The organism is Synechocystis sp. LEGE 06083 (assembly GCF_015207725.1).
Lineage (GTDB): Bacteria > Cyanobacteriota > Cyanobacteriia > Cyanobacteriales > Microcystaceae > Synechocystis > Synechocystis salina.
In genome coordinates this window covers 1-1,974 of record NZ_JADEWJ010000411.1, presented here as the reverse complement: position 1 = coordinate 1,974, position 1,974 = coordinate 1, and the positions used below count along the sequence as shown (strand labels likewise).

The window sequence follows — 1,974 nt, the reverse complement described above, 5'->3', positions numbered from 1 at the left end:
ATCGAGAAATTCTAGGCAGCCAGCCCCCGTTGTTTCAATAGGGTTTCTCTTTTCTTGCGGGCAATTTCCTGGAGGTCAATGTTTTTATCGGTTTCATCGACAATTTCCCCTGTTAAAACTTCAATAACATCCTCTAGGGTAACCACCCCGGCAACGCCGCCATACTCATCAATAACCACCATCAAATGTTCCCGTTTTTCTTGGAATTGTTTAAGCAATTTATCGGCCCTCATGCCCTCGGGCACAAATTGGGCTGGTCTGGCTAGCTCACCAATGGTTTTATCCCCTTCCCCTTGGATTAAAGCAGTTAATAAATCCTGTTTGAGGGCAATACCTAGCACTTCGTCAATATACTCATCGATAATCAAAATCCGGGTATGTTGGGATTGGATAATATCCTGTTGACATTCCCCTAAAGTTAGTTCGCCCAAAAGATAGGTGATAATCACCCTTGGGGTCATTAAATCCACCGCCATTAAATCATTGAGCTGGAAAACCCGTTGAATCATTTGTTCTTCATCCCCCTCAATTACCCCTTCTTTGTAACCAAGGGTAGCTAGAAACTTAATTTCCGCCTCGTTGGTGCTGGGCATTCTTTTGCCGTGGGTGAAGGGATTGGTAATCTGCTCAATTAACCACACCAGAGGAGTAAAAAGTAAGGTTAAAAATCTCAGGGGAATGGCGATCAACAGGGCAATGTTAGTGGCGTATCTTTCCCCTAGGGTTTTAGGAATAATTTCACCAAAAACAATAATCAATAGGGTCAAGACCCCAGAAAAAACTCCCATCCAAGCATCTTGCAGGTGTTTGGCCGCCAGACTGCCGATGGTGATACTACCGACGATATTAAAGATGTTATTGAGTACAACTATGGTGCCAATGGGGCGATTCATCTTGTGGCGAATGGCCTGCAGGGCGATGGCAGAGGGATTATTTGATTGGGACAACTGCCGCACTTTGACCAGGGGCACAGAAAACAAAGCTGCTTCGGAACAGGAACAAATACCAGAACCTAATAAAACAACGAGAATAACCGCCAGAATTTCCAGCATAAAAGCCCAAAACGAATCTACCAAAATTATAGACCATGGCTATTTTCCCCTAGACTGGAGGCCTAAGGACAAAATCTTCACGAATTCTGCACATTCTTCTTTCCCATGGCTGACCCCACCAAAATCATTGTCATTGATGATGACCCCACCGGTTCCCAAACGGTTCACAGTTGCCTATTACTGATGCAGTGGGATTTGGCAACTCTGCGGCGGGGCCTGCAGGATCAAAGCCCGATCTTTTTTATCCTCAGCAACACTAGGGCTTTGCCTCCGGCGGAAGCGGAAGAGGTGGTAACGGAAATTTGCCAGAATTTAAAATTGGCCCTAGCGGCGGAAACCGTCGATCACTACTTGGTGGTGAGTCGCTCTGATTCTACTCTGCGGGGCCATTACCCCTTGGAAACTGATGTGATTAACCGGGAGTTGGGACCCTTTGATGCCCATTTTCTAGTGCCAGCCTTTTTTGAGGGGGGAAGGGTGACCAAGGATAGTGTCCATTACTTGATTGTGGACGGTGAATTCGTGCCAGTGGCAGCAACGGAATTTGCCCAGGATTCGGTGTTTGGCTACCACCATAGTTATTTGCCCGATTATGTGGCGGAAAAAACCCAAGGTAAGATTGGAGCAGCCCAAGTGGAGCGCATCACCCTGGGGGATCTTAGTGATGCTGATAATGCTTCCTCGGATAAATCCCTAGGCGATCGCCTGATGGGTTTTAGCCATAACCAGTGTGTGGTGGTGGATGGGGAAACTCAAAAGGATTTTGATCGCTTAGCAGAAAGTATGTTGATAGCCAGTGACCAGGGCAAACATTTTCTGTTGCGGAGTGCGGCCAGTATTCTCACGTCCCTTGCTAATTTGGGCCCCCAACCAGTGGCTCCGGTGGCCATGGCCAGCTATAAGCCCACTGACCAACCAGGGG

2 protein-coding genes are annotated in these 1,974 nt (G+C 47.4%); one reads left to right on the top strand and one right to left on the bottom strand.

Annotated features, from left to right (window positions below):
• Nucleotides 1-11: 11 nt before the first annotated feature.
• A complete protein-coding gene (locus IQ219_RS19215) occupies nucleotides 12-1,052 on the bottom strand; it encodes a hemolysin family protein (protein WP_190599490.1) in 1,041 nt (346 codons plus the stop codon).
• A 105-nt stretch (nucleotides 1,053-1,157) separates the two neighbouring features.
• Here IQ219_RS19215 and IQ219_RS19210 point away from each other — a divergent pair.
• The coding region (locus tag IQ219_RS19210; RefSeq protein WP_194073676.1) for a four-carbon acid sugar kinase family protein at nucleotides 1,158-1,974 on the top strand (817 nt) is incomplete at its 3' end.